Here is a 459-nt window from a genome sequence, read left to right as displayed (position 1 = left end):
TCTTTTTCCGACACCTTGTCTGACAAAGCCAACACCGCCACTTTATCAGACGGCACGCTATACCGCTTGTCCAGCCACGCCTCACGCTCGGCAATCATGGCGGCCAGTGCCTCTTCGCCGTTTTTCTCGCCAAACAGCGCGTCCATTGCGCCCAGTCGGTCGCCGTGGTTGTGCGCAAAGCTCGGCGTGATGTCGTCGGGAATCAATACCGTTTTGCCTGTGCGCGGATTGGTAAACTCGACCATATCCACATCAGGCTCGCCGCTGATGCCCTCGCGCTCCGCCTGCCGACGGGTCAAGGCGGACACCGAGCATTTGCAGCCGTAGCCGTTGGGCGGGAAGATGACTTTCCAAATGTCGTGGTCAACCGGCAGGACTAGGCCGTAGTAGCGTTTATGGCTGTCGCGCGGATGCCCGGCGGCGGAATGGTTGTAGCGCAAATACGGCAAGGCTTTTTTG

1 protein-coding gene is annotated in these 459 nt (G+C 59.3%); it reads right to left on the bottom strand.

From position 1 onward, the window contains the following. A partial coding sequence (locus tag ACTHUE_RS20325; protein ID WP_440424314.1) for a phage head morphogenesis protein occupies positions 1-459 on the bottom strand: 459 nt, incomplete at both ends.

It is taken from the genome of Neisseria sp. P0021.S005, assembly GCF_051956955.1.
Note: the sequence above shows the minus strand (reverse complement) of the source record. Positions and strands in the feature narration are given on the sequence as shown.